Raw genomic sequence first — 19,459 nt, 5'->3', positions numbered from 1 at the left:
GCGGTGGTGTCGGCCCCGCAGGCAATCGCGGTCGTGCGTCAGATTTCGCCGCGGAGCTTGGCGAGCGCCTCGGCCAAAATTGCCTCGCCGTCCGCGTCACTGCGCCGCTCCCGTACGTACGCGAGGTGCGTCTTGTACGGCTCGGTACGCGGCGCGGCCGGCGGGCTCTCCCGGTCTTTTCCAGCGGGGAGGCCGCAGCGCGGACAGTCCCATGTGTCGGGAATCTGCGCGTCGCTGGCGAAACTCGGCTGTGTCTCGTGCCTGTTCGAGCACCAGAAGGAGATACGCAGGCGGGGCGCTGACTCGCCTCGCTCGGCCTCTCCCATCGGCCCCGCTCCGACCCGACTTCCTCGGATCGCGTTGCCACTTGCCACGGTTGTAACTCCCTGCGTGATGGTGCCGCGAAGCATCCGATAGGCGGCTCCGCTGCCGGGCGCCCCAGTCTATGTAGGCCCAACGCGCGTCCAGTGACAGGAGTTACACCCGTCCCCGGGGACGCAAGCCCAATAATAGGCTGCGTTTACGACGGTACGTCAGTTAATCCAGCTTCATCATCACGCCCAGCACGACAATGCATACGAACCACAGCACACCGACCACAACGGTGATCCGGTCAAGGTTACGCTCGGCGACAGAAGACCCGCCGACTGAGGACTGCATTCCGCCACCGAACATGTCGGACAGGCCGCCACCCTTTCCCTTGTGCATGAGCACGAGCATCATCATCAGCGCGCTGAAGACGATGAGGGCGATTGAGAACCCAGTTTCCACGGCTGGACCAACTCTCTCGGACGCAAGAATTCTGAAAACGATCTGATGAAACGCATGTAACCGTTGAACGTTGTCGGGGCCGGACAGCGCGTTAGCGCCCGTCCCGGCCCCGACAGGGTACGACGGGGTAGCCCCGTCGTCATAGCTGCTACTGGTCGCGGAAACGGACGATCTTGACGAACTCGTCCGCATCGAGCGCCGCCCCGCCGATCAGCGCGCCGTCTACGTCCGGCTTGGCCATGATCGCCGCGATGTTGGCCGCCTTGACGGAGCCGCCGTACTGGATGCGCACCGCGTCGGCCAGCTCCCTGCTGTACAGCGCGACCAGGCGCTTACGGATCGCCCCGCAGACCTCCTGCGCGTCCTCGGGCGTGGCAACCTCGCCGGTGCCGATCGCCCAGACCGGCTCGTAGGCGATGACGATCGACGCGGCCTGCTCGGCCGGGAGGTCCTGTAGCCCGCCGTCCACCTGGGCGAGGGTATGCGCCACGTGGTTGCCTGCCTTGCGGACCTTCAGACCCTCGCCGACACACAGGATGGGCGTGATGCCGTGCTGGTAGGCGGCCTTGACCTTGGCGTTGCAGGTCTCGTCCGTCTCTGCGTGGTACTGGCGGCGCTCGGAGTGCCCGACTGTCACATAGCTGCACTTGAGCTTGGACAGCATGGGTCCGGAGATCTCACCGGTGTACGCACCGGAGCTGTGCACCGAGATGTCCTGAGCGCCGTACTTGATCTTCAGTTTGTCGCCGTCCACCAGCGTCTGCACCGACCGCAGGTCGGTGAACGGCGGCAGGACTGCGACCTCGACGGTTTCGTAGTCCTTGTCGGCGAGCGCGAAGGCGAGCTTCTGGACGTGCGCGATGGCCTCAAGGTGGTTGAGGTTCATCTTCCAGTTGCCCGCCATCAGCGGGGTGCGGTCACTCACGGTGTTCAGTCCTCCAGTGCGGCGAGGCCGGGGAGCGTCTTGCCTTCGAGATATTCGAGGCTGGCGCCGCCACCGGTCGAGATGTGGCCGAAAGCGTTTTCGTCGAAGCCCAGGATGCGTACGGCCGCGGCCGAGTCCCCGCCACCGACCACCGAAAAGGCGGGGCTGTCGAGAAGTGCCTGGGCGACGGCCCTGGTGCCATCGGCGTAGTCGGGGTGTTCGAAGACGCCCATCGGCCCGTTCCAAAAGACGGTGGCCGCGTCGGCGAGCTTCGATGCGTACAGCTTGCAGGTCTTGGGACCGATATCCAGCCCCCCCTGGTCGGCCGGCATGGCGTCCGCAGCGACGGTCTGCGGATGGGTGGGGGCCTTGGCCTCAAGGTCGGGGAACCCGGTCGAGACCAGCACATCCACCGGCAGCACGAACTCCACGCCGCGCTCCTCTCCGCGCGCCAGGTACTCGCGGACCGCGGGCAACTGGTCCTCCTGGAGCAGCGACGTGCCGACCTCGTGGCCCTGTGCCTTGAGGAAGGTGTACGCCATGCCGCCGCCGATCAGGATGCGGTCGGCCTTCTCCATCAGGTGGTCGATGACGGCGAGCTTGTCGGAGACCTTGGCGCCGCCGAGCACCACGGCGTACGGCCGCTTGACGTCCTCGGTGAGCTTCTTCAACACGGCGACCTCAGCGGCGATCAGATCGCCGGCGGCGTGCGGCAGCCGCGCCGGAAGGTCGTAGACGGAGGCGTGCTTGCGGTGCACGGCACCAAAGCCGTCACCGACGTAGACGTCCGCGAGCGTGGCGAGCTGGTCGGCGAAGGCGGCTCGCTCGGCATCGTCCTTGCTGGTCTCGCCTGCGTTGAACCGGAGGTTTTCCAGCAGCGTGACCTCGCCATCGCCCAAAGCGGCGACGGTGGCCTTCGCGCTGTCCCCCACGGTGTCGTTTGCGAACGCGACATTTTTGCCGAGTAGTTCACCGAGCCGGCTCGCGACGGGGGCGAGCGAGTACCGCTCCTCCGGCGCGCCCTTGGGGCGGCCGAGATGGGAGGCGACGACCACCTTGGCGCCGGCTTCGGCGAGCCGTGCGATGGTCGGCACGACGGCCCGGATGCGACCGTCGTCGGTGATGGTGGCGCCCTCAAGCGGCACATTGAGGTCGGCACGGACGAACACGCGCTTGCCCGCCAGACCGTCCTTGCTGAGGTCGTCGATCGTCTTCATGCTTCCTGGACTCCTTGAGTCTCCACGGTGGGCCTGCACGGAACGGGGCCCGGACGACGCACCGTCGCGTCACCCGGGCCCCGTCCGCTACACATCTGGGTGACCCGGTGGCTGGGGACACCACCCCGGACTACGCGCCCGGGGCCACTCCCGGCCGCAGCCGGAAGGAAGCGAGCCGGGCGATGCGGCTGCGGAATGTTAGAGCTGGCCGCCAACGAACGTGGTCAGGTCCACCAGGCGGTTGGAGTAGCCCCACTCGTTGTCGTACCAGCCGATGACCTTGACCTGCTTGCCCTGGGCCATGGTCAGAGAGGAGTCGAAGGTGCAGGAGGCGGGCCAGTTGACGATGTCCGAGGAGACGATCGGGTCCTCGGTGTAGTCCAAGATGCCCTTGAGCTCGCCCTCGGCGGCCTTCAGGAACGCGGCGTTGACCTCTTCCTTGGTGACCTCGCGGTCCAGCTCAAGAACGAGGTCGGTCACCGAGCCGGTGGGCACCGGCACGCGCATGGCGATGCCGTCCAGCTTGCCCTTGAGCTGCGGAAGGACCAGGGCGGTGGCCTTGGCGGCGCCCGTGGAGGTCGGGATGATGTTCTCGGCTGCGGCGCGGGCGCGGCGCAGGTCCTTGTGCGGGAAGTCCAGGATGCGCTGATCGTTGGTGTACGCGTGCACCGTGGTCATCATGCCCTTGACGATGCCGAAGCTCTCGTCGAGGACCTTCGCCATCGGCGCCACACAGTTGGTGGTACAGGAGGCGTTGGAAACGACGTGGTGGTTGGCCGCGTCGTACTTGTTCTCGTTGACGCCCATCACGATCGTGATGTCCTCGTCCTTGGCGGGCGCGGAGATCAGGACCTTCTTGGCGCCTGCCGTGAGGTGCTTGGCAGCCTCGTCACGCTTGGTGAAGATGCCGGTGGACTCGATGACGATGTCGGCGCCGAGCTCGCCCCAGGGAAGGGCGGCCGGGTCACGCTCAGCCATCGTCTTGAAGGTCTGGTTGCCCACCGTGATGGTGTCCTCGGTGTGGCTGACGTCCTGCTTGAGACGGCCCAGGATGGAGTCGTACTTCAGCAGATGAACCAGGGTGGCGTTGTCGGTCAGGTCGTTGACACCGACGATCTCGATGTCCGCACCCTGCTCAAGGAGCGCGCGGAAGTAATTGCGACCGATACGGCCAAAGCCGTTGATGCCTACGCGGATCGTCACGAACCGATCTCCTCGTTGGTGTGCCGGTCTGGACGCCGGCGAGCTGTATGGGATGTCCCCGACCGCCTTTGACCCTACCTCGTACGCGAGACGTACGTGACATTGACAGAAGGCCGGGAAAGCGCTGGGCGAGGGCGATCGACGGGGCCTGTGCCCAGGGCAACGCGGCCGGGCCGTCCCGTCGTACGACACCGGGAGAACGAACCTCGGGGCTCGTCGATACGCGAGCGGGACCACCGAGTCACCACCGGTTCGGGACCGCTTTGGCGCCAGTCGTGGGCTGTTTCAGCAGGGTTCAGCAAGGTTCAGCAGGGTTCGGCGAAGTTCAGCAGGGTGGTGACGGTCCGCCTCGACCGATCCGCGCCTGGTCAGCCCCCGCTCCGCCTTGGTCAGCCTCTGACCCAGCCAGGCCCACCTCAGCCCGTCCCGACCCTGCCCCAGTCCGTCCCGGTCTGCTCGCAATCCGGTCACGGTCCGGTCAGCCCGCCTGCTCTCGCACGGCTCAGCCGGCCAGTCAGCCGACGACGCCCTCGGCCATCTCCTCGCCGAGGTCGGCCAGGTTACATTCGGTTCCCGGGATGCCCAGGTCCTGGGCGCGCTTGTCGGCCATGGCGAGGAGTCGTCTGATCCGGCCGGCCACGGCGTCCTTGGTCAGCGGCGGATCGGCCAGCGCGCCCAATTCCTCAAGGGACGCCTGCTTGTGCTCCATGCGCAGCCGGCCCGCGGCGGCCAGGTGCTCGGGCACCTCTTCGGCCAAGATCTCCAGCGCGCGCTGCACCCTCGCGCCCGCCGCGACGGCAGCTCGGGCGGAGCGGCGCAGGTTGGCGTCGTCGAAGTTGGCCAGCCGGTTGGCGGTGGCCCGCACCTCGCGCCGCATCCGGCGCTCCTCCCAGGCAAGCACCGACTCATGGGCGCCCAGCCGCGTCAACAGCGCGCCGATCGCGTCCCCGTCCCGGACGACGACCCGGTCAACACCGCGCACCTCCCGGGCCTTCGCCGCGATCTGCAACCTGCGGGCCGCACCGACGAGCGCGAGGGCCGCCTCTGGCCCGGGGCATGTCACCTCAAGGGATGACGAGCGGCCGGGCTCGGTGAGTGACCCGTGTGCGAGGAATGCGCCACGCCAGGCCGCCTCCGCGTCGCAGGTCGCCCCGGAGACCACCTGCGGGGGCAGGCCACGGATCGGCCGGCCGCGGCCATCGACCAGGCCGGTCTGCCGCGCGAGCTGATCGCCGCCGGCCACCACCCGCACCACATACCTGCTGCCTCTGCGCAGCCCGCCGGGGGCCATCACCACCAGGTCGGAGGCGTGCCCGAAGATCTCCAGGATGTCCTTGCGCAGCCGCCGCGCGGCGATGCCGGTGTCGAGCTCGGCCTCGATCACGATGCGCCCGCTGACCAGGTGCAGCCCGCCCGCGAACCGCAGGATCGCCGAGACCTCCGCTTTCCGGCAGCAGGTCCGGGTGACGGGAAGCCGGGAAATTTCGTCCTTCACCGCAGCCGTCATCGCCATGGGCCGATCCTTCCATGCATACGAAAAATACGGTCATACGCGGCGGCCAACAGCTCGGGGTCGTGCCTGGCAGAAGCCCCCCCGTCAGCCGGCTGGGAGCTGCTGTCAGGCGCAGCCACCGGCGCCAGCTCGACCGTGCCGCCGAGCCGCGCTGCGGCCTCCCGGAGGATGTCTCGATCGGGCACGGCGGCCTCGTCGGCCAGCACCACGTCCAGGGTGAGTTTAGGGGCGTGTCGGGCCAAAACCTCCAAATGACGCTGCGGAGAGAAGCCGTCTGTTTCACCGGGTTGCGGAGCGAGGTTCAGCGCGAGCACCCGCCGGGCCTTCGTCTCGATCAGCGCCTCAAGCAACTCGGGGACCAAAAGATGCGGTATTACCGAGGAGAACCACGAGCCGGGACCGAGGACCACCCAGTCCGCGTCGAGCACCGCGGCGACCGCCTCCGGCACGGCGGGCGGGTCGTGCGGCACCAGGTGCACCGACTGCACCTCGCCGGGCGTGAGCGCTACCGTGGCCTGCCCTCGTACGGTGCTGATCTCCTCCGGCAGCGCCGGATCATGGCCGCGTACCAGCGCTTGGAGCTCCAGCGGGACGGCCGACATGGGCAGCACCCGGCCGTGCGCGCCGAGCAGCCTGCCGACCCACTCCAGGGCCTTGACATGATCGCCGAGCTGCTCCCACAGGGCGACGATCAGCAAATTGCCCACGGCGTGGCCGTGCAGCTCGCCCTCGCTGGCGAAGCGGTGCTGGATCACCCGGGCCCAGGTCTGCCCCCAGTCGTCGTCGCCGCACAGCGCCGCCAGCGCCTTGCGGAGATCGCCGGGGGGCAACACGCCGAGCTCGTCGCGCAGCCGACCGCTGGAGCCGCCGTCGTCGGCGACGGTGACGACGGCGGTGAGGTCCCCAGTGATGCGACGCAGCGCCGCGAGCGAGGCCGAAAGACCCCGGCCGCCGCCGAGCGCGACGACCTTGGGCTGGGCACCTCGGTTGGTACGGGCTCCGACCAGCCGCCGGAACCGTCGCGAGCGGATGGTCACTCGCGCCCCATGTCCCGGTGCACGATCACGGTCTCCACTCCCTCGGCGGCCAGCCTGGCCGCCAGCTTCTCCGACATGGCCACGCTGCGATGCTTGCCGCCCGTGCAGCCCACCGCGATGGTCACATAGCGCTTGCCCTCGCGCCGGTACCCGGCGGCGATCAACTGGAGCAGCTCCGTGTACCGGTCAAGGAACTCCTTGGCGCCCGGCTGATGGAAGACGTAGCTGGAGACCTCGTCGTTGAGGCCCGTGAAGGGCCGCAGCTCGGGAACCCAGTGCGGGTTGGGCAGGAAGCGGCAGTCCACCACCAGATCGGCATCGACCGGCAGACCGTACTTGTAGCCGAAGGACATCACCGTGGCCCGCAGCTCCGGCTCCTCGTCGCCAGCGAACTGGGCGTCCATCTTGGCGCGCAACTCGTGCACGTTGAGGCTGGAGGTGTCGATCACCAGGTCGGCGTCACCGCGCAGCTCACGCAGCAGGTCGCGCTCGGCCGCGATGCCGTCCACGATCCGGCCGTCGCCCTGGAGCGGGTGCGGGCGGCGGACCGATTCGAAGCGCCGCACCAAAGCGTCGTCGGATGACTCCAGGAACAGCACGCGGCGCTTGACGTGCTTCGCTTCCAGGTCGGCCAGCGACTCGCGGAGGTTGTCGAAGAAGCGCCGGCCACGAACGTCAACGACCACGGCGATCCGGGCGACATTGCCCTGCGAGCGCGCCCCGAGATCCACCATGGTGGGGATCAGGGCGGGCGGCAGGTTGTCCACCACAAACCAGCCGAGGTCCTCCAGACACTTGGCTGCGGTGCTGCGGCCCGCGCCCGACATGCCGGAGATGATCACCAGTTCGGGAATGGCTACCGCGTCGGTGGCCTCGCCCGTCGTGCCCGTACTCACCTGTGTTTCGTCTCCATCGATCTCGTTCACGGTGTCTGCCCCCGTTCCGATGATGGCGCCGTGGTCGCGACGTCATCCTCAATAATCTCTCCTGTGGCGGTATTCACCGCCGGAGCGGCCGGAGCCGCCTGTGCCAGGGCCACGGCGACGGTTTCAGCCGTCTTACGGCCGATGCCGGGGACCTCGCAGAGCTGGTCGATCGTCGCGGCGCGCAGCCGCTTGAGTGAACCGAAGTGCTTGAGCAGGGCCCGCTTACGGGTGTCCCCCAGCCCGGCCACCGAGTCCAGCGGCCCGGCCTTGAAGCTCGATGCACGCTTGGTGCGCTGGTACGCGATGGCGAACCGGTGCGCCTCATCGCGCACCCGCTGCAACAAGTACAGCCCCTCACTGCTGCGGGGCAGCACGACCGGATCGTCCTCGCCGGGCAGCCAGACCTCTTCCAGCCGCTTGGCGAGCCCGCAGACGGCGACGTCGTCTATGCCCAACTCCTCCAGGGCCCGCTGAGCCGCGGCGACCTGCGGCTGCCCACCGTCCACCACCACGAGCTGCGGCGGATAGGCGAAGCGGCGGGGCCTGCCGTCCTCATCACGGATGGAATCGCCGGGGCCGCCCGCGGGATCGCCACCCGAGCTTCCCGAGCTGCCGGGCTGGCCAGCGCCCTCGGGACGGTCTGGGCTGCCGGGACTGTCTGGGCTGTCTGGACTGCCGGGGCCGCTAGGGCTCGCAGAGCCGGTCGTGACGCTTGCGCCAATGGAGCTGCCGAGCCCATCAGGGCCGCTACCGGAAGCGTCACTGCTGCCAGTGCCGTCTGCGTCGTTGTTGCTGCCAGTGTCGTCTGCGTCCCCAGTGGTGCCGGTGCCGTAAGAGCCGTCAGGGTCGCTGGTGAGGCCATCGAGGTCGCTGGTGTCATCAGGGTCGCTGGGGCCGTCGATGGAGCGCACCGACCGCTCGACGCCCGCACCCTCGGCGACGTCCCACTCGCCGGTCTGCTGTTTCTCCTGGACATAACGCCGAAAGCGGCGGCCGATTACCTCGTGCATCGAACGGACATCGTCCTGTCCGGCGAAGGACTTGATCTGGAAGCGGCGGTACTCGCTCTTGCGCGGCAGGCCGTCCTCGAAGACCACCATCGAGGCGACCACATCGTCGCCCTGGAGGTGGGAGATGTCGAAGCACTCGACTCGCAGCGGCGCGGTTTCCAGGCCGAGCGCCTCGGCGATCTCCTCCAGGGCCCGGGAGCGCGTGGTCAGATCCGAGGCCCGCTTGGTCTTGTGCAGCACCAGCGCCTGCTGGGCATTTCTGGCGACGGTCGCCATCAGGTCCTTTTTGTCGCCGCGCTGGGGTATCCGCAAGGACACGTTCGAGCCGCGGCGATCGGTAAGCCACTGATTGACGGTGGCAGGGTCCTCGGGCAGGACCGGGACCAGCACCTCCTTGGGAACGGCGTCGCCCTTCTCCTCGCCGTACAACTGCTGGAGCGCGTGCTCGACCAGCCCGGCGGTGTCCACGGCCTCGACCTTGTCGGTGACCCAGCCGCGCTGGCCGCGCACGCGCCCACCGCGCACGTGGAAGATCTGCACGGCGGCTTCCAACTCGTCCTCCGCGACCGCGATCAGATCGGCGTCGGTAGCGTCGTTGAAGACGACGGCGTTCTTCTCCATGGCGCGCTTGAGCGCCTCGATGTCGTCCCGCAGCCGGGCCGCCTTCTCGTACTCCAGCTCCGTCGCCGCCTCCCGCATCTGCCTCTCAAGGCGGCGGATGTACGCGCCGGTGCGGCCGGCCATGAAGTCGCAGAACTCCTCGGCCAGTGCCCGGTGTTCATCGGGGCTCACGCGGCCGACGCAGGGCGCGGAGCACTTGCCGATATAACCGAGCAAGCAGGGGCGGCCAATCTGGGCGGAGCGCTTGAACACCCCGGCAGAGCAGGTCCGTACGGGAAAGACGCGCAACATCAGGTCAACGGTCTCGCGGATCGCCCACGCGTGTCCGTACGGGCCGAAGTAGCGAACGCCCTTGCGCTTGGGCCCGCGCATCACCTGAACCCGAGGGAACTCCTCGTTCAGCGTGACGGCCAGGGAGGGGTAGCTCTTGTCATCGCGGTACTTGACGTTGAACCGGGGATCGAATTCCTTGATCCACGCGTACTCCAGTTGGAGCGCCTCGACCTCGGTGGACACGACAGTCCACTCGACGGAGGCAGCCGTGGTGACCATGGTCCGGGTACGCGGGTGGAGATGTGCGAGATCCTGGAAGTACGAGGAGAGCCGCGGGCGCAGACTCTTCGCCTTGCCGACGTAGATCACGCGCGCGTGTTGATCCCGGAACTTGTAGACCCCGGGCGAGTCGGGGATCTGTCCCGGCTTGGGTCGGTAACTGCTGGGGTCGGCCATGCTCACCACCCTACTGGCGGGCAGTGACAGTCCGGCCGTGGTGCGACGCCACGGCCGCTGCCACATATGGCGCGCCCCGGCCATAGGTCCACGCCCGCCGGGCGACCCCGGCCAGCCGTCGCGCATCGCTGGCCCATGCCGATGGCGGTCGGCCCCGCCGCCGCGGGGCCGACCGCCATTTTCGGCTCCGTACCCCACCGGTCACACTCGACAGGTGAGGCACGGTCCGTGTTGTTCGCTGCACGCTTCGCGTGCTTTTACGTGCTTTTACATGCTCTTGCGTGCTCTCGTGTGCTCTTGCGTGCTCTCGTGTGCTAGCGACGCCGTAGCCGCAGCGCCACCGCGCCGGACAGACCGAGCGCCACGAGCGCCGCCAGCGCGGTGAGTGCGGACGTCGCGGTCAGCAGGTCCTCGCCGCCCGTAGCCGCGGAAGCGTTCTGCCGCACCGTGCTCTTCGCGTCGCTCCCCCGGTGGGAGTTGTCCGCGCCGTTCGGGCTCTTGGCGTCACGCGCCTCGCCCATGGCTTCCGTAGCACCGGATGCGGCCGGAGCGGAGCCCGGGCCCTGCTCGTAGCCGCCCGCCTTGCCCTTGTCCGCGTACGCGGAGCCGGGGAGCTTGTCCGCGTACGCCGTGTGGACTCGCTTCCGATACGCGTCCACGGTCATTCCGCCCGCGCCGATGGCCTGCACGGCATCGGTGTCCAGCGGGAGCACCTGGGCGCCACGCTGTACGTACCAGGCATCGATCTGCGGCTCGCGGAAGACGGTGCCGCCGCCGAGCTTCTTGGCGCCCTTGGCGGCGTAATACGTCTCATCGCCGCCGGTGGCGATGTTGACGACCTTCCAGGAACCGCCGGTGTGCGCGGTCCACACGGATGCGACCTGCCCATCCGCGGAAACGGCCTTGCTGGCCAGGAAGTCCATCGTGGCGATGGGCTGGTGGCCCGCACCGGATGCGTCGGCGACGAAGCCCGGCGAAAGGGTGTAGACGGGCACCGTCGCGCCCTCGACGCGCGGCTGTGCCTTCGCCTTGGCGACGGCTCCGTCACGAGCGAAGAAACGCGCGAGGCTGTCGAGGGTGCCAGGCGCGGTGACCGCGTCGTGCGCCGCGCTGACGGTGCTGGCGGCCGGGGCCTTGGGCGAGGCGGGGGCCTCGGTGGCCGCGGCCTGCGGGGCACCGGCGAGCAGCGCGGCGAGAACGGTCGCGAGGGTGGCCGCGCCCGCCGCGGACCGCGCGATGACCGGCTTGGACGGCTGGGGAGTGTGCTCGGCGCTCATGACCTCACGCTCCGATCCGGTAGAGCGAGTGGGTCCAGGAGAACTCGTTGTTGTTCACGTACCAGTTGTGCGAGGCCCAGTTGTAGCGGTTGTTGGAGCGCCACGGGTCGCCCCAGTAGACGAAGCTGTTGGAGTTGTCGTAGCCGTAGATCACGTGCATGTGGCCTCCGCCAGAGGACCACTGGATGCGGGTCTCAACGGGGCGCTTTGCGTTGATCTCGGTCTGTATCGCGCCGTACTGCAACCAGTCATCGATGTACGAGCCGGGCCTGATGCCCGTCCAACGCAGCGCTGTCTGCACGTTACCGAGGGTAGCCTGGTTGTTGGGGCACTCGGTGTTCTGTTGCCGGTTGAAGGCAGCGTTGCAGAACTGGTTTTGGCTGTAGTTCTTGCCCATCCAGGTGGCGATGGTGTTACCAGCAGCGGACCAGCACCAGTTGGTCTTCTCCTGCGCCTGCATGGTGATGTCCAACCGGTTCGCGGCGCGGGTGCTCGGCGCGTCGTCCGGCGCGGCGGTGGCCGAAGCCGTGGGGACGGCGAACAGGGCGGCCAAGGCGAACGCGACAACGGACAGCTGTCTGGTGCCAGACCGGCTTGGACGCCGTGTACGGCGTAGTCGAGAGGTGAGGGGCATGGCGTTCCTCCCAAGAAAGGGGGGTGGGGTGGAGGAGCGCGTCCGGACGCTGCCTGGAGCATCGGGTGTTGTCTGGTCACGGTCAACACGCTTCAATGCGAGGTGAAAACCGACGTGAACAGTCAGCGCATCATGTGAACGCCCGGTGCCCCGCTAGCTGGATCACGGCGTACGAGGCGCCGAAGTGGCGAATTCCGGTCGTGAACATTCACTTACGGCACCGGTGTGTGAATATCCGTTCCTGACCTGCTCACGAGAGGCATGCGATGCGACAGACCGCCGCGCAGTCGGACGTGGCCGAGGCGGAGCTGGCCCAGGCACTGCGGGCTGGGCCGTTCCACCTCGCCCTACGCGCCGCACTCGCCGCGCGCGGCCTGGCCCTGCACCGGGTGCAGCACCGGCTGGCGCAGCGCGGTGTCAAGGTCGGCATCACCAGCCTCAGCTACTGGCAGCAGGGCGCGAGAACCCCGCGCCGGGCCGAATCGCTGAGAGCGGTCCGAGCGCTTGAGGACGTCCTCGAACTGCCCGTCCACGCCCTGACCCGGCTCCTTGAACCTGCCCTACGCCCCGGGACCGACCGCCCCGCCGCCCGCTCCTACCGCACGCTGCACGAGCAGTCCACATCGTTGGCCCGGCTGATCGCCGACCTCGGCTCGCCGATCGACGGCGGATTGCACACCGTCTGCCATCTGGAGCGCATCCAGATCGGCGCACGACAGGAGCTGTACGCACGCGAGTCGCAGCACGTGGTGCGCGCCCACCGGGACGGCGTGGACCGCTATCTCGCCATCCACCAGGGCGATCACGGCTGCGACCCCAGCCAGATACGGGTGCGCGCCACGGACAACTGCCGGGTGGGCCGCATCCGTTGGCAGGCGAGCACCGGCGTCCTGGTCGCCGAACTGCTCTTCGACACCCGGCTGAGCGCCGGGGATACGCATGTGTTCAGCTACGTCGTCGAAGACGGCACGGGAGGGCAGAGCACGGAGTATTTCCGCGTCATCCCGTTCGCGGGTGGTCAGTATGTGCTGCAAGTACGTTTCGACCCCACCGCACTGCCCGTACGCTGCCACCGCTTCACGCAGGGCTCCGCCGGTGCGGCCCGCAGCGGTCAAAAGGAACTCACCCTGAGCGGCCACCGCACCGTCCACCTGGCCGAACAGGGCGTCCGCCCCGGCATCCTGGGCGTCGCCTGGGACTGGTCCTAGCGTGTCGGGTCCAGCGGGACGCCGGGCCGCACACATCACCCAGACCCGTCGGATCTCCCGACCTGCTGGCCTGGCGCACTACGCGAAACCGGCGACGAAGCGGCGCTGCCAAGGCGTCTCCACGGCCCGCGGCGCGTAGTGCTCCCGTACGTATGTCACGGCCTCGCCCTTGGGCACCCCGTCCAGCACGGCGAGGCAGGCCAACGCGGTACCCGTACGCCCGACCCCACCACCGCAGGCGATTTCGACGCGTTCGGTCTCGGCCCGCGTCCACGCCTCACGCATCGCTGCGCTGGCGGCGGTACGGTCGGACGGCAGCCAAAAGTCCGGCCAGCGAAGCCAACGAGCCTCCCAGGCGACGGGCGGTGGCGTGCGGCCACGCAGATACAGCGCGAAGTCAGGTACCGGCCCAACTGGCAGGGCACGCCGCAGCCCTCGCCCCCGGATCAGTCGCCCCGATGGCAGTCGTAACACGCCCGGCGCCGCGGGCTCCCAGGTAGCGATCACTCGGTGAGCGTAACTCGCTTGTTATCCCCAGTGGCGCATCGGACCAGCGGCGTTCAGCTACGCCGATGGTCCCGCCACCAACTTGCCGCCCTCAAGTCGCACCGGTACGGACAGCAACGGCTCTCCAGCCGGTCCATCCAAAACCTCGCCCGTGGCCGGGTCGAACATGCTGCCATGGCAAGCGCACTTGGCCTCGCCGTCCTCGATCTTGCGAAGGACGCACCCCTTGTGCGTACACACCGCGCTGTACGCCTTGAACTCCCCCTTCACGGGCTGCGCGACCAGCAACCTGTCGTTGCGGTAGAGCTTCGCCTCCCCCACAGGAACCTCGTCCGCAGAGCCCAAGTGCACCGGCGCGGTCGGGGTCACCGGTCCGCGGGCGGACTCGCCGGGCGAGCAGGCGGCCACGCCGAGCCCCGCAGCGCCGGCCAGCGCCGCCCCTCGCAGCACGGTCCGACGGCTGGCGGGCTGGCAACTCATGGCGAACTCCACGGGGGCACTGTGAAACTGGTTCAGGGAAAGAGCGTTCCGACAATACCTGGCCAATTGAGCACGCCATCGTTTGCACAAGCGTTTACGCCGTGTGATCACATGCGATAGCTTCCTGCCCGTCCGCCAAGCCCATCGGCCTCCTCATCAGCAAAGCAACGGCCCACGGCGACCCGGGCCGCTGCCGGCAGCGGCAGCCGAGAACTAGCGCGGCTGGGAGGCGGTAGCGGGTGGCCATGCAGCGAGGGGCACGAACCAGGCCGGCTGCCCGGCCAGCTGCCCGCCCGCACCAAGGAGAGGATTTCCGCTCGTGATCGTCGTCGCCGGAGAAGCCCTGATCGACCTCGTCCCCAGCGCGTCGGCGACGCCCGAGGCAGCCGGCGGACTCCTTCCGCTGATCCCCCGCCGCGGCGGGGGCCCCTACAACACCGCCCTGGCCCTCGGACGGCTCGGCTCCCCCACCGCGTTTTGCTCACGGGTCTCCGAGGACAGCTACGGTGCGGCCCTCCTCGATGGGCTGCACGCCGCCGGCGTGGATACCACCCCGGTGCAGCGCGGCCCGGAGCCGACCACCCTGGCCGTGGCCGAGGTCAGCATCAACGGATCGGCCGGCTATGTCTTCTACGTCGAGGGCACCGCGGACCGGTTCTTCCAGCTCCCGGCCGCGCTACCTGCCGGGACCACCGCGCTGTCCCTGGGGACGTGCTCGCTCGTCCTGGAGCCGGGCGCCACGGCATATGAGGAGCTGTTGCGGCGGGAGGCTCAGCGTGGGGTCTTCACCACGCTCGACCCCAACATCCGGTCAGGTCTGATCCCGGACCCCGCCGCGTACCGGGCCCGCTTCCTCAACTGGCTGCCACACATCAACCTCCTGAAACTGTCGGTCGAGGACGCGACGTGGCTGGCCGATTCCTCCGACATCACCGACACCGTGCAGACGTGGCTGGCGGCAGGCCCATCGGCCGTCGTCCTCACGCACGGCGCGGACGGTCTCAGCGTCCACTTGGGCAACGGCGCTGAACTGCGGGTGCCGAGCGTGGAGGTCGCTGTCGTGGACACCATCGGAGCCGGTGACACCGTCAACGCCGCACTGCTGCACCGGCTCGCCTCGCACGGTGCACTGTCCGGAGCGGCCCTCACCGAACTGGCCCCCGACATCTGGCGTGACACGTTGACCTTCGCTGCTCGTGCGTCGGCCCTCACCTGCTCCCGCCCCGGCGCGGAGCCCCCTTTCGCTGCGGAACTCGCCTGACTTCTCCCCGCCTATCCCGCCTATCCAACCGGCCTCCCCGGCCGTGAACGATCGGCCGTGAACGATCGGCCGGGCATTGCGGTGAGACATGAAGACCTCCGGCGCAGTGGGGCCCTGGACAGCTCCACCACACCGGAGGTCTCCGCCATGAACCGGCCCAGCCAGTAGCAACAGCGCACGCGATCAGCGCACCTAGCGTGCGGCCCGCTTCGCAACGGTCTTCTTAGGCGCGCTCTGAGTGGTGCTCTTCGCCGTACTCTTCTTCGCCACGCTCTTCTTCGCCGTACCTGCCTTGGTGGCTGCGGCGGAGGCCGCTGCGACCGTGGCGGCCGTCTTCTTGACCGTTGCAGCCTTTTTTGCGGCTCGCTTACGGGTGGGAGGCAACCCGACGTCGCTCACCCGGTCACCCAACAGGTCCCGGAGGAACTTTCCGGTGTGACTGGTCGAGACGGAGGCCACCTGCTCCGGGGTGCCCTCGGCGACGACGAGGCCACCGCCACTGCCGCCTTCGGGCCCCATGTCCACAACCCAGTCCGCCGTCTTGATCACATCGAGATTGTGCTCGATGACGATCACCGTATTGCCCTTGTCCACCAGCCCCGACAGCACCTTGATCAGCTTGCTGATGTCTTCGAAGTGCAGACCGGTGGTCGGCTCGTCAAGGACGTAGACCGTGCGTCCCGTTGACCGCTTCTGCAGCTCGCTGGAGAGCTTGACGCGCTGGGCCTCGCCGCCGGACAGCGTCGGCGCGGACTGGCCGAGCCGCACATACCCGAGGCCGACCTCGTTGAGCGTCCGCAGGTGCCGGGAGATGGCAGGCACCGCCTCGAAGAAGTCCAGAGCCTCCTCGATCGGCATGTCCAAGACCTCGGCGATGGACTTGCCCTTGAAGTGCACTTCCAGCGTCTCGCGGTTGTACCGCGCGCCGTGGCAGACCTCGCACGGCACGTACACGTCCGGCAGGAAGTTCATCTCGATCTTGATCGTTCCGTCGCCGGAGCAGTTCTCGCACCGGCCGCCCTTGACGTTGAACGAGAACCGGCCCGGCAGATACCCGCGGACCTTGGCCTCCATGGTCTCCGCGAACAGCCTGCGAACGTGGTCGAAGACGCCGGTGTAGGTCGCCGGGTTGGAGCGCGGGGTCCGGCCGATCGGGGACTGATCCACGTGTACGACCTTGTCAACCAGGTCGTCACCCTCCACCCGGGTGTGCCGACCCGGCACCGAACGCGCCCCGTTCAGCTCCCGCGCCAGGTGGGTGTACAGGATGTCGTTGACCAGGGTTGACTTCCCCGATCCCGAGACGCCGGTGACCGCTGTGAGAACGCCCAGCGGGAACGACACGTCGATGTCTTGCAGGTTGTTCTCCCGCGCACCGTGCACGGTCAACTGGCGTTCTCGATCCACCGGGCGGCGCTGCTCCGGGGTCGCGATGACCCTCTTGCCCGCAAGATACTGGCCGGTCACCGATGCCTCGTTGCTCAGCATTTCCGCCAGTGGGCCGCTGTGCACCACGTTGCCACCGTGTTCCCCCGCACCCGGGCCGATATCCACCACCCAGTCCGAGGCATTGATGGTGTCCTCATCGTGCTCCACGACGATCAGCGTGTTACCGAGGTCGCGCAGTCGCACCAGGGTCTCGATGAGCCGGTGGTTGTCGCGCTGGTGCAGACCGATGGACGGCTCATCGAGCACGTAGAGCACGCCGACCAGGCCCGAGCCGATCTGGGTGGCCAGCCGGATGCGCTGGGCCTCGCCACCGGAGAGGGTGCCAGCCGCCCGGTTCAGCGAGAGGTAGTCGAGGCCCACATCCACGAGGAAGCGCAGGCGCTCGTTCACCTCCTTGAGGACCCGCTCCGCGATGGCCTTGTCGCGCGCGGTCAGCTTGAGCGCCCGCAGGAATTCGGCGCACTCGCTGATCGACATCGCCGCGATATCGGCGATCGACCGGTCTTGCACCGTGACCGCCAGCACGATGGGCTTGAGCCGCGTACCGTCACACGTCGGGCAGGGCACCTCACGCATATAGCCCTCGAAGCGCTCACGGCTTGAGTCGCTCTCCGCTTCGGAATGCCGCCGCTTGACGAACGGCACCACGCCCTCGAAAGCGGTGGTGTAGGCGCGCTCGCGCCCGTACCGGTTGCGGTAGCGCACCTCGATCTGCGTCTTGTGCCCGTTGAGCAGAGCCTTCTTTGCCCGCTGCGGCAGCCCTGCCCACGGGAGATCGGTGCGAAAGCCCAGCGCATCCGACAGCGCGCCCACGAGTCGCGCGAAGTAGTCCTTGGTGTGGCCGTGCGACCAGGGGTGAATGGCCCCTTCGTCCAGCGACTTGTCCTCATCCGGGATGATGAGCTCCGGATCGACCTCCATGCGAGTGCCGATGCCGGAGCAGTCCGGGCAGGCGCCGAAGGGCGAGTTGAAGGAGAAGGAGCGCGGCTCAAGCTCCTCGAAGGACAGGTCGTCGTACGGGCAGTACAGGTGCTCGGAGAACATCCGCTCGCGCTGCGGGTCGTCCTCGTCAAGGTCCACGAAGTCGAGGATGACCATGCCACCGGAGAGCCCGAGCGCGGTCTCCACCGAGTCGGTCAGCCGCCGCTTGGCGCTGTTCTTGACGGTGAGGCGGTCCACGACCACCTCGATGGTGTGCTTCTCCTGCTTCTTGAGCGTGGGTGGCTCAGCGAGCTGGATCGTGTCCCCGTCCACGCGGGCCCTGCTGTAGCCCTTGGTCTGGAGATCGGCGAAGAGATCGACGAACTCACCCTTGCGTTCGCGCGCCAGCGGTGACAGGACCTGAAAGCGGCTGCCCTCCGGTAGCTCCAGGACTCGGTCCACGATCGCCTGCGGCGACTGGCGGGCGATGGGACGGCTGCACTCCGGGCAGTGCGGCTTGCCGATCCTGGCGAAGAGCAGTCGAAGGTAGTCGTAGACCTCGGTGATCGTGCCGACCGTCGAGCGCGGGTTGCGCGAGGTGGACTTCTGGTCGATGGAGACAGCCGGCGAGAGACCTTCGATGAAGTCCACATCCGGCTTGTCCATCTGGCCAAGGAACTGTCGTGCGTAAGAGGAGAGCGACTCGACGTACCGGCGCTGCCCCTCGGCGAAGATCGTGTCGAACGCGAGAGACGACTTGCCCGACCCCGAGAGCCCGGTGAAAACGATGAGGGAGTCACGCGGGAGGTCGAGCGAGACATTCTTGAGATTGTGCTCGCGAGCGCCACGGACGATGAGACGGTCGGCCACGCCGGTCGGCACCTTTCTTGAGGAAGGCGGAGGAAGCGATGCCCCGAAACCCAGGGTATGGGGGCGCCCCTATGAGGTCGTTATTCGATGCCACAGACGAGCTTATAGCACGCACATTCGAATTACGGAGGAAGGCAGCGACCTTCACCCGATCGAGTGGCGAGCACTACCTTTGGATCATGACTGACTTCGCGCACGACGCGGCTGCCGTACAAGCGGCCACCGACCGTCTGCTTACCGCGGTGACCTCGCTGGACGACGCGGCGGCCACCCGCCCGTCGCTGCTGCCGGGCTGGACGCGCGGCCATATCCTGGCCCACCTCGCCCGCAATGCCGACGCCATCGTGAACCTCCTCACCTGGGCGCGCACCGGCGAGGAGACGCCGATGTACGCCAACGACGATGCGCGCAACGCCGACATCGCCCGCGACGCCGACCGCCCACTGCCCGTCCACCTGGACGACCTTCGCACCAGCGCGTTCCGCTTCAATTCGGCAGCCGCCGCCCTCACCCATGATCGGTGGGAGTTCGTGGTCGCCATGCGCAACGGTGTGACCGAACGCGCCGCCCGGCTGCCCTTCCGCCGTCTGATCGAGGTCGAGTTGCACCACGTCGATCTGGACATCGGCTACCAGCTCACCGACCTCCCCGACGACTTCGTCGAACGGGAGGTGGAATTCCTCACGAGCGGCAAGTTCGCCGGGCATGCCGACGTGCCTGCGCTGACACTCACGACCCCCGCGGGTCGCGCCTGGCACACGGGACGATCCGAGGGGAAGCCCATCACCATAGAGGGTACGCCCGTCGCGCTGCTTGGTTGGCTCACCGGCCGCGCAGACGGCTCCGAGCTGGTCTCACCGGTCGCCCCGCTGCCGACCCTGCCGCCGCTAGGCTGAGGCC

At 68.1% G+C, this 19,459-nt stretch carries 17 protein-coding genes; 3 read left to right on the top strand and 14 right to left on the bottom strand.

Annotation, left to right across the window (positions count from 1 at the left end):
• Window positions 1-38: 38 nt before the first annotated feature.
• From FHS42_RS03060 to FHS42_RS03010, 11 genes are all read right to left on the bottom strand, one after another.
• On the bottom strand, window positions 39-374 hold the full coding sequence (locus tag FHS42_RS03060; RefSeq protein WP_184568887.1) for an RNA polymerase-binding protein RbpA: 336 nt from the start codon (window positions 372-374) through the stop codon (window positions 39-41).
• Window positions 375-537: 163 nt separating this feature from the next.
• A complete protein-coding gene (gene secG / locus FHS42_RS03055) occupies window positions 538-771 on the bottom strand; it encodes a preprotein translocase subunit SecG (protein WP_184568886.1) in 234 nt (77 codons plus the stop codon).
• Window positions 772-919: 148 nt separating this feature from the next.
• On the bottom strand, window positions 920-1,696 hold the full coding sequence (gene tpiA, locus FHS42_RS03050; RefSeq protein WP_184568885.1) for a triose-phosphate isomerase: 777 nt from the start codon (window positions 1,694-1,696) through the stop codon (window positions 920-922).
• Window positions 1,697-1,701: 5 nt separating this feature from the next.
• Window positions 1,702-2,913, bottom strand: coding sequence for a phosphoglycerate kinase (locus FHS42_RS03045; protein ID WP_184568884.1), 1,212 nt, complete (start codon window positions 2,911-2,913; stop codon window positions 1,702-1,704).
• A 198-nt stretch (window positions 2,914-3,111) separates the two neighbouring features.
• Entirely contained in the window at window positions 3,112-4,116 is a 1,005-nt protein-coding gene (gene gap, locus FHS42_RS03040) for a type I glyceraldehyde-3-phosphate dehydrogenase (RefSeq protein ID WP_184568883.1), read from the bottom strand.
• 514 nt (window positions 4,117-4,630) lie between these two features.
• Window positions 4,631-5,629, bottom strand: a complete 999-nt coding sequence (gene whiA / locus FHS42_RS03035) for a DNA-binding protein WhiA (RefSeq protein WP_184568882.1) — start codon at window positions 5,627-5,629, stop codon at window positions 4,631-4,633.
• Window positions 5,620-6,666, bottom strand: coding sequence for a gluconeogenesis factor YvcK family protein (locus FHS42_RS03030; RefSeq protein WP_184568881.1), 1,047 nt, complete (start codon window positions 6,664-6,666; stop codon window positions 5,620-5,622). Before FHS42_RS03030 ends, whiA begins: the two co-directional genes overlap by 10 nt.
• Complete coding sequence (gene rapZ / locus FHS42_RS03025) at window positions 6,663-7,592, bottom strand: RNase adapter RapZ (protein WP_184568880.1); 930 nt, start codon at window positions 7,590-7,592, stop codon at window positions 6,663-6,665. The genes FHS42_RS03030 and rapZ overlap by 4 nt, the downstream gene beginning before the upstream one ends.
• Window positions 7,589-9,952, bottom strand: a complete 2,364-nt coding sequence (gene uvrC, locus FHS42_RS03020) for an excinuclease ABC subunit UvrC (protein WP_184568879.1) — start codon at window positions 9,950-9,952, stop codon at window positions 7,589-7,591. The genes rapZ and uvrC overlap by 4 nt, the downstream gene beginning before the upstream one ends.
• A gap of 314 nt (window positions 9,953-10,266) precedes the next feature.
• Window positions 10,267-11,229 carry a hypothetical protein gene (locus FHS42_RS03015; protein WP_246494114.1) on the bottom strand — a complete coding sequence of 321 codons (963 nt, stop codon included), beginning with the start codon at window positions 11,227-11,229 and terminating at the stop codon, window positions 10,267-10,269.
• A gap of 4 nt (window positions 11,230-11,233) precedes the next feature.
• Window positions 11,234-11,863 carry a papain-like cysteine protease family protein gene (locus tag FHS42_RS03010; protein WP_184568878.1) on the bottom strand — a complete coding sequence of 210 codons (630 nt, stop codon included), beginning with the start codon at window positions 11,861-11,863 and terminating at the stop codon, window positions 11,234-11,236.
• 266 nt (window positions 11,864-12,129) lie between these two features.
• Between FHS42_RS03010 and FHS42_RS03005 the strand changes: the two genes are divergently transcribed.
• Window positions 12,130-13,071: a hypothetical protein gene (locus FHS42_RS03005; RefSeq protein ID WP_184568877.1), complete on the top strand. Its 942-nt coding sequence runs from the start codon at window positions 12,130-12,132 to the stop codon at window positions 13,069-13,071.
• A gap of 78 nt (window positions 13,072-13,149) precedes the next feature.
• Here the strand turns inward: FHS42_RS03005 and FHS42_RS03000 are convergent, their stop codons facing one another.
• Together FHS42_RS03000 and FHS42_RS02995 are read right to left on the bottom strand one after the other, a co-directional pair.
• Window positions 13,150-13,578, bottom strand: coding sequence for a protein-tyrosine phosphatase family protein (locus FHS42_RS03000; protein WP_184568876.1), 429 nt, complete (start codon window positions 13,576-13,578; stop codon window positions 13,150-13,152).
• Between the two features lie 57 nt (window positions 13,579-13,635).
• Window positions 13,636-14,058: a Rieske (2Fe-2S) protein gene (locus FHS42_RS02995; protein WP_184569071.1), complete on the bottom strand. Its 423-nt coding sequence runs from the start codon at window positions 14,056-14,058 to the stop codon at window positions 13,636-13,638.
• Window positions 14,059-14,377: 319 nt separating this feature from the next.
• Between FHS42_RS02995 and FHS42_RS02990 the strand changes: the two genes are divergently transcribed.
• Window positions 14,378-15,319, top strand: a complete 942-nt coding sequence (locus FHS42_RS02990) for a carbohydrate kinase family protein (protein WP_184568875.1) — start codon at window positions 14,378-14,380, stop codon at window positions 15,317-15,319.
• A gap of 192 nt (window positions 15,320-15,511) precedes the next feature.
• On the opposite strand, the gene uvrA is transcribed toward FHS42_RS02990, so the two are convergent.
• Entirely contained in the window at window positions 15,512-18,559 is a 3,048-nt protein-coding gene (gene uvrA / locus FHS42_RS02985) for an excinuclease ABC subunit UvrA (RefSeq protein ID WP_312866680.1), read from the bottom strand.
• 179 nt (window positions 18,560-18,738) lie between these two features.
• Between uvrA and FHS42_RS02980 the strand changes: the two genes are divergently transcribed.
• The gene (locus FHS42_RS02980) at window positions 18,739-19,455 is read left to right on the top strand and encodes a maleylpyruvate isomerase family mycothiol-dependent enzyme (protein WP_184568873.1); all 717 of its coding nucleotides are present in this window, start codon (window positions 18,739-18,741) and stop codon (window positions 19,453-19,455) included.
• The last annotated feature ends 4 nt before the right edge of the window (window positions 19,456-19,459 follow it).

It is taken from the genome of Streptomyces zagrosensis, assembly GCF_014203645.1.
GTDB lineage: Bacteria > Actinomycetota > Actinomycetes > Streptomycetales > Streptomycetaceae > Streptomyces > Streptomyces zagrosensis.
Note: the sequence above shows the minus strand (reverse complement) of the source record. Positions and strands in the feature narration are given on the sequence as shown.